Below are 7,194 nucleotides of genomic sequence, written 5' to 3' on the forward strand. Positions count from 1 at the left end.
ACCCTACGACTTGCTTAGGTGCGTCGCTATAAGATTGTCGATATTTGTTTGGGATTTGCTGTGGCGACGCACCCTACCAATAAAATATAAAATCGAATGGCTTTCAATCCCAATAACTGCCGCAACGAAAGCGAAGTAGAAAGCAAACTCATTGTCAGCTATTTGTTGCCAAAACTGGGCTATACCCCCGACACTTGGCACCAAGAAATCGCCTTTGGGAATATTCGCCTAGACTTCCTCTCATTTGCTACCCAAGTTATCCCCATAGTGCTCGATGCAGACTCGCCCATGAGTTTAGTCATGGAAGCAAAACATCCCAAGGAAAATTTAGACCGCCACCTGCGAAAACTCAAGCGTTACTTAACAAGTTTAAGCATCCGCTACGGACTCATAACTAACGGCAAAGAAATTAGAATTTACGCAAGACTCGCCGATGATATTCAGCTAGTATTTCAGTGCGCCGGACAAGACATTGAAACTAGAATCGATGAAATAATCGCTTTAATTGGCAGAGATAGTTTAATTTTTGCAATAAATCAAGACAATCTGGAACTGGAAGATAGTAAACTTAATTTAGTTGGTTCTGAGTTAATTAGCGAAACACCAGTAGAACAAAACAATTCCGCCACCGCAGAACATGAGATAATTAAACTCTCATCCCCCGAAAAAATACCTGAAAATATTCTAGTTAACTCATTCGATTTAATCGTTCCTCAAACCCCGCAAAACAATATGAAAATAATTGCAATTTACCATAACAAAGGCGGTGTTGGCAAAACTACAACAGTAGTCAATTTAGCCGCAGCGCTCAGCAAAGAAGGTAAAAGAGTCCTAGTCATCGACTTAGACAGTCAGGCAAATACCACCTTTGCAACTGGTTTAGTAAAATTTGAGGATGAAGAACAAGACGATTTGAAAGATAACAATATTCTGCAAGTTTTGCAATCAGAAGATTTTTACTCCATCGCCGAAGTAGCGCGCAAGTCTAATTTCTGCAATCCCGCAATTGATGTAGTTCCTTCCCACATCGATTTAATGTACTATGAAACGGAACTAAATCAACTAGATTACAGCCGCATGATTTTAATTCAAAAACTGGCAGAAGTAGAAGATAAGTACGATATTGTACTGATTGATACGCCGCCATCTTTGAATTTTTTCGCCAGAGTTGCCTTAATTGCTGCTGATTATTTAATTATTCCTTCTGACTTAAAGCCTTTTGCCAATCAAGGATTGATTAATGTCAAGGATTTTATTAAAAAAGTTAATGGATTTAAAAAACAAATTGGCAAGAAACCTTTAGAAGTTTTAGGCATCCTCCCTTGCAAAATCTCACCCAATCCTAAATTTGTACAGTACAGTTTGCCCAAGCGGAGGGAGGCAATCCCCAAACGGTACGGCCTGGAAATCATGGACAGCGTAATTTACGAAAAAGAGGATTTAGCAAAGTGTGCAGAACTATTTAAAATCGTGGGAAATATGGAAATTGCCGATCCGATTTCGGTACTCGATTTTAAACCCGATTGCACCTCATCCCAAGAATTTGAAATGCTAGCTGAAGAAGTTTTGGCAAAAATAGGTAAGTAAAAACTTATGAAAAAATTATCTCCGTCACTGGTTGCAGTCAAAAGAATCACATCCGCAGTGTCGCGTTCCAATTTTGCCGAGCCTGATTTGGATAAATTAGCTAGACTAATTTTAGATGCAGGAGGCTTGATTAATCCGATGATTGTCCGCCGCATCGGTATGGATGCTTACGAAATAGTAGACGGAGACTTTGAATACTATGCGGCGGCGAGAGCCAAGGAAATTGAACCTCTCAAGGGCGAGACAATCGGAGCATTTATCCTGGAACCAGAAAATGAAGAACTTCTCCTCGAACAACTGGAAATCCTCAGAAAAACCGCAGTCACTGAGAATTTAGGTGAGAATCCAAGTCCCAAAGAGTCATTGATAACTGAGGCTTCAGTTGAAATTGAAACTCCACAACCATCATCAAGTTTAGAGCAGCGGCTGACAAATATTGAAGCTCGGTTAGAAAATAAAATCAATGAATTGAAAGCTGAATACGCCCGTGAAAAACAGGTGTTAGCCGAGAGAATACAAGAAGTTGAAAATCTAGTTTCACAACAATTACCTCTGTTAATTCAAGCCCAGTTGGCTAACAGAATTAATGAGTTGAAATCAGAGTCGGGATCGGAAAAGCCCACTTTGGTAAATGCCGTACCAGAAGTTGAACAGGTAACTTCTCAACCCATGTCGCTGTTGGCTGCACTTAATACTTACAATAAAGCTCAACTGAAAGCGAATTTAGAAGATACTAAGCTGCTGAAGGCTCCCGTTATACAACTCATACTCAAAGAGCGAGATGTGCGGCCCTTTGTATCATTTGCCAATGTGGTGGAACGTATTAAAGGGTTAACCGACAAAACAATGATTAAAATAATTGATTACTGGGACAATACTTATAAGTTGTGAGCCGTCTAATTTGCATTTTTGGGGTCATGCTGGGAGCAACGCCCCACAAGAGTTGAAACCGAATTTCTCTCAGGTAATTGACGAGGGTAAAAATACTTATCACTCGCAATTTTCGCCACATCTTAACACTCTAGCCGGTTAGCCAAGCCCTCGAAGACGATCGCCCGTTAGCGAAGCCCTCTAAGCCGATCGCCAAAAAAAGTAAAGATGAGTGAAGCAGTGTATAATTTGTGTCCCCCAGCCAGTTAAACTCATCACAGTCGATTTTTTGTAGGAATTGCAGTCAGTTTTGCCGTTAGCGAAGCTTGCAGCTATTGGATCGCCCGGGCTGTCACCCCACAGCCAGCCGCACAGGTACAGCACGCCGCCGATATCTCCCCCAGACGTGGAGATATCGGCCAACAAATCCTTTAACTAACCACAGTCTGGGTAAGGTGTTTGTCTCGCACCCTATAATTAGAGTTCTTGGGTTAGTCCTGTGGCACTTAAAACCCAGGCTGTAAAGTGCAAATATACATCATTACCCAAACACCTGATTTTAATGACAAAAGGGGACTTGTAAGAAGATGGATCGATCGTCCGATCAAAACCGAATAGTAGAATATTTGCGGATTAAGCCAATTAGTCACAGTCAGATTTATACTTCCCAAATTGCGGTACCTGAAACTCAGGGCACAGAAATCCCTCGCGAACGCCGCGAAGCTCTCAGGAGAAGTCTCATCGAGCAAGGCAGCAACTTAATTCCTTTAATTGTACGCCCTACTGAAGCTTACAGCAACGAAGAAGAATATGAAGTTGTCTGCGGCTCAGATTGGTGTATTGTTGCCAAAGAACTCGGCATTGAGCAACTGTGGGCTTGGGTTTTTGAAATGACCGACGAGGAGGTAGTTGCTGCTCAAGCAGAAATGGAACATTTAGCTCCGCAGCCGACTCAGAAAACTGCACAACTTGAGACTCTACTGCAACAATTTGAGCTATCATTTCAAAAAAAAGTAGAGAGTCTAACCAAACAAATAGAACAATCAGTTAAAAAAAATGAAGATTTGCTAAAAAAGCAAGTAAAAGTTCTAACTGAACAAAACTTTGAGCGCGACCAAATAGCACAGATTAAGCATTTGCTAGAACAAGTTGAAAAAACATTTCACGAAAAGGTAGATAAATTGGCTAAAAAAATTGAACAATCTGGTAGCGAGAGTTCTCCGAAATCTGCGGTGATTTATGAGATGAATCTTGAAGGTGCGTTGAGACAGTTGGATCTATTGGAACAACTGCTGTCAATTAAATTAGAGCGCACAGTTAAAATAATTAATCAGTTTGTGGCCGATGCGATCGCCGATGTGGAAAATGACCTAAAAAATCAAATCGCCACGCTGCGCAGCCAACTGGGAGCCGCTGCGACGCACTCAGAAATACAGCCTGAGACACAGCCGAAAAAGCAGTCGAAGGCGCAGCCAAAAACGCAGGCTAAGAAGCAGTCGAAGCCTCAGCAGAAACCTCAGCTACCGCAGTTGCAGTTGGAGTTGCCGTTTCCGCCCCAAGAGGAATACGAGGAAGACTATGACACTCTTTCGCTGAGACGCTTGAAGGCTCTCGGCAAAGACAGAAAAGTGCGGGGCTACGCGCGCATGAAACGACCGGAAATTCTGGCAGCCCTCAGAGAAGCTGATGGCAAATAATGCGGTTATTGCTAATATTTAAAGACTAATACATGACTTACGTAACTTGTACTATTGTTGGGGTGCATTCTTAGTACGTAGTTGCGCTTCAGCGCTCTTTAACAATATCAATGAAGAGCGCTGAAGCGCAACTACGTACCTTTTTTTATTTAATATGACAGTTGCGTAAGTTCTACAAGGGTTTGGTGTTCGATCGCACTTTCAGAATAAATAGTCCTCGGCATCGATCTGAAAACCTTGCTAAAATAGACACACCACCTCTTACTTCTCCCCAAGCAGCCATGTCCGCAACCGCAGAATTAGCTATTCCTCAAGAAATACCAGAACAAGAAATACCTGAAAATTTTATCTTTCCTCCCAGCGATTTATACTGTGATGAACATTCGATAGAAACAGAACTGCACTTCCGACAAATAATCCTATTGATGCAATGCCTTGAATGGGTGTGGCGAGATAGAAATGACTTCTATGCTGCTGGTCATTTCACCATTTATTACTGTACACAACAACTCAAATCTCAAGACTTCCGAAGCTCAGACTTTTTTGTGGTACTCGGAACAGAACGCAAAACTCGGAAAAGCTGGGTAGTTTGGGATGAAGACGGAAAGTACCCGAATATCATTCTTGAAATCCTGTCGCCGAAAACAGCGAACATAGATAAAAACTTTAAAAAACAACTCTATCAAGATACTTTCCGAACTCTGGATTACTTTTGGTTCGATCCAGAAACTTTAGAATTAGCTGGGTTTCATTTGGTAGATGGAGAATATCAACTAATTGCACCGAATGAATTTGGGCATCTGCGGAGTCAACAGCTTGATTTGAGTTTGGGTATTTGTAGCGGACAATTGCGTTTCTTTACAGCAGCAGGTGAACTGGTTCCTACTCCTGAAGAGGTTGCAGAAATGGAGACAGGGCGAGCAGATGCAGAGGCTCAACGAGCCGAAAATCAGGCTCAACGAGCCGATCGCCTGGCCGCAAAACTGCGAGAATTAAATATCGATCCCGATACAATTTAATGGGTGGTATTAGTAAGTAATGTTCGTAGTGCGGACTTCAGTCCGCATGAAAGCGGACTGAAGTCCGCACTACGAACCTACGAACCGTTTTTGTTATGGTAATCGATCGCACATAATATTACCAAAAAATTTCCAATCTCAAATCTATCTAGTGTATCGGTGCTTCACGCCCATCGGGAAATACTCCGCATCGCCCGTCGCAGTTAATGTCACGACGGGTAACTGATATTCTGGCGGCACGTAATTAGCAAATTCGCTGTTGAGACGCCGCAATTGCGCGAGAATTGAAGATGCGATCGCCACTTTCATCTCCTCGTCCTCTTCCACCCCCGCAGCTAACTCCACCACCACCGATAAAAACCGATTTCGATCGGCATCTTCCTTGACTTGCAGGACAAACTTTCCCGTCACCCATTCGCTAATCGTGGGAGCTTCTAAACCTACGGTAACGTTTTCTGGGTAGATGTTAGCACCGAAGTAGGAAACCGTAAAGTGCGATCGCCCGAATACATACACAAATGGCAGATTGCGAATTCCTCTCAGCAAATCGGCACTTTCCCCAGCCGCTTCCTGCAAATGTGTCACCGGGTTAAATCCAGATTCTGCCAAAAAACTGAGCATTGCTTCGTAAGAAATCAAACCGCCGTTATCGGAGATGTGATACCGGATTAGCGGGATGCCGTTGTCGCCAGAAAATAACAGCGTACCGTCATCATTCACTTCAAAAAAGCGGCTTTTCGGATCGTACTGCACCAGCGTTGGCAACCGCGATTCTCCGAATAAATTGCGCGCTGCTTCCGGATTGTTGGCCAACCAGCGGCGGATGCAAATGCTCAACGGTGTCTCGTTGCCCAAAACGCCCGCATCGGCAGTACCGTAAAGGCTTGCAGAGTTATAATATAAATTGTCTGAATTAATGCGATCGCTCACCAAACTCCGCCATTCTTCGCTAAACACTTCCCCCGCAAACACCATCTTAATTCGATATTTTTGCCACTCCACACCCGCAGCAATCCCGCTATCGATCGCATCTTTGATAAACGGCGGATATCCTAACAATACTACTTGGTCGAAATGCTCCCCAAGTTCCCGCACAACTCGAAATATTTCAGTCTTGTTATTTCCCGGCGTTACCACCGTCACCGGATAACCCTTACTTGCTAGATAGCGGCAGCAATTCGCCGTGTACATTCCGCCTACCCAAGTCCCCAACGCAAAGCAAATCACAGCTAAAGTGCGGCGGGTGTCGGCGAAAAAACTGTCGTGAAATATTTGTTCAAAGCGATCGACAATTTGCAACTCGTCATCGATAAAACGCGGCCAAAAGGTCGGGTTTCCCGTCGAACCCGATGAAACAGCAATGAAATCGCAAGTTTCTAATTTTCCCTCGCGGCACAACTGAGGTAGCGGGTAACAGCGCAAATAATTCTCTTTGGTAATTAGCGGCAATTTTTGGAAGTCTTCAAAAGTTTGAATTGACTCGGGAATGATGTTGAGTGCAGCTAGGAACTTCTGGTAAGCTGGTACTGTGGTAGCGACGTTATGAAAAAGCGCGGTCGTAGCAGATGCTGGATCTAGACTCTGCTGTTGCAATCGTTCCTCAAGCGACGCCCTCAAAAACTCTTCAAACGCCCCAATTGCTCCCTGACGAGGTTCTGGCTGCATGATTGGCTCCTTAAAATGCGTATTTGGCACGTCGCTCGATCGAGATTCAATTAGTAACGCTAACCACCGGACGGCAGATTAGGCGGGTTACTAAAAATTTGAACACATTTTGTGGTCGATCGCACAACTACACCGGGCAATCGACTCGTGCGGCAGACAACCGCTTTTTTAACACCATAACCGCAGGCAATGACCGAGCTGCAGATCGACTCATAAACACTGACACACTATGTCAAGATGAATTAGCGCGATCGCCCAAAACTCCCAATCTCAATCAAGCTTGACATACTCCCCTGCCTGAAGGCAAGGGGATTCTGAATTCAAGCAGTGATTGCAGGCAAAGCCCGTCTTACATC

6 protein-coding genes are annotated in these 7,194 nt (G+C 43.8%); 4 read left to right on the forward strand and 2 right to left on the reverse strand.

The window, feature by feature from the left end; all coding sequences use genetic code 11:
* Positions 1-96: 96 nt before the first annotated feature.
* Both QUB64_RS18610 and QUB64_RS18615 read left to right on the forward strand, forming a co-directional pair.
* Positions 97-1,587, forward strand: coding sequence for an AAA family ATPase (locus QUB64_RS18610; RefSeq protein ID WP_333273260.1), 1,491 nt, complete (start codon positions 97-99; stop codon positions 1,585-1,587).
* 6 nt (positions 1,588-1,593) lie between these two features.
* Positions 1,594-2,478 (forward strand): ParB/Srx family N-terminal domain-containing protein, encoded by an 885-nt coding sequence (locus QUB64_RS18615; RefSeq protein ID WP_333273257.1) that lies wholly within the window; start codon positions 1,594-1,596, stop codon positions 2,476-2,478.
* Positions 2,479-2,658: 180 nt separating this feature from the next.
* On the opposite strand, the gene QUB64_RS18620 is transcribed toward QUB64_RS18615, so the two are convergent.
* Complete coding sequence (locus QUB64_RS18620; RefSeq protein WP_333273255.1) at positions 2,659-2,880, reverse strand: hypothetical protein; 222 nt, start codon at positions 2,878-2,880, stop codon at positions 2,659-2,661.
* Between the two features lie 164 nt (positions 2,881-3,044).
* Between QUB64_RS18620 and QUB64_RS18625 the strand changes: the two genes are divergently transcribed.
* The gene (locus QUB64_RS18625; protein ID WP_333273252.1) at positions 3,045-4,154 is read left to right on the forward strand and encodes a Rho termination factor (modular protein); all 1,110 of its coding nucleotides are present in this window, start codon (positions 3,045-3,047) and stop codon (positions 4,152-4,154) included.
* A 281-nt stretch (positions 4,155-4,435) separates the two neighbouring features.
* Positions 4,436-5,173 carry a Uma2 family endonuclease gene (locus QUB64_RS18630; protein WP_333273518.1) on the forward strand — a complete coding sequence of 246 codons (738 nt, stop codon included), beginning with the start codon at positions 4,436-4,438 and terminating at the stop codon, positions 5,171-5,173.
* Between the two features lie 144 nt (positions 5,174-5,317).
* On the opposite strand, the gene QUB64_RS18635 is transcribed toward QUB64_RS18630, so the two are convergent.
* Entirely contained in the window at positions 5,318-6,838 is a 1,521-nt protein-coding gene (locus tag QUB64_RS18635; protein WP_333273251.1) for a phenylacetate--CoA ligase family protein, read from the reverse strand.
* Positions 6,839-7,194: the final 356 nt, after the last annotated feature.

Source organism: Microcoleus sp. Aus8_D2 (genome assembly GCF_036702665.1).
Classification (GTDB): domain Bacteria; phylum Cyanobacteriota; class Cyanobacteriia; order Cyanobacteriales; family Microcoleaceae; genus Microcoleus.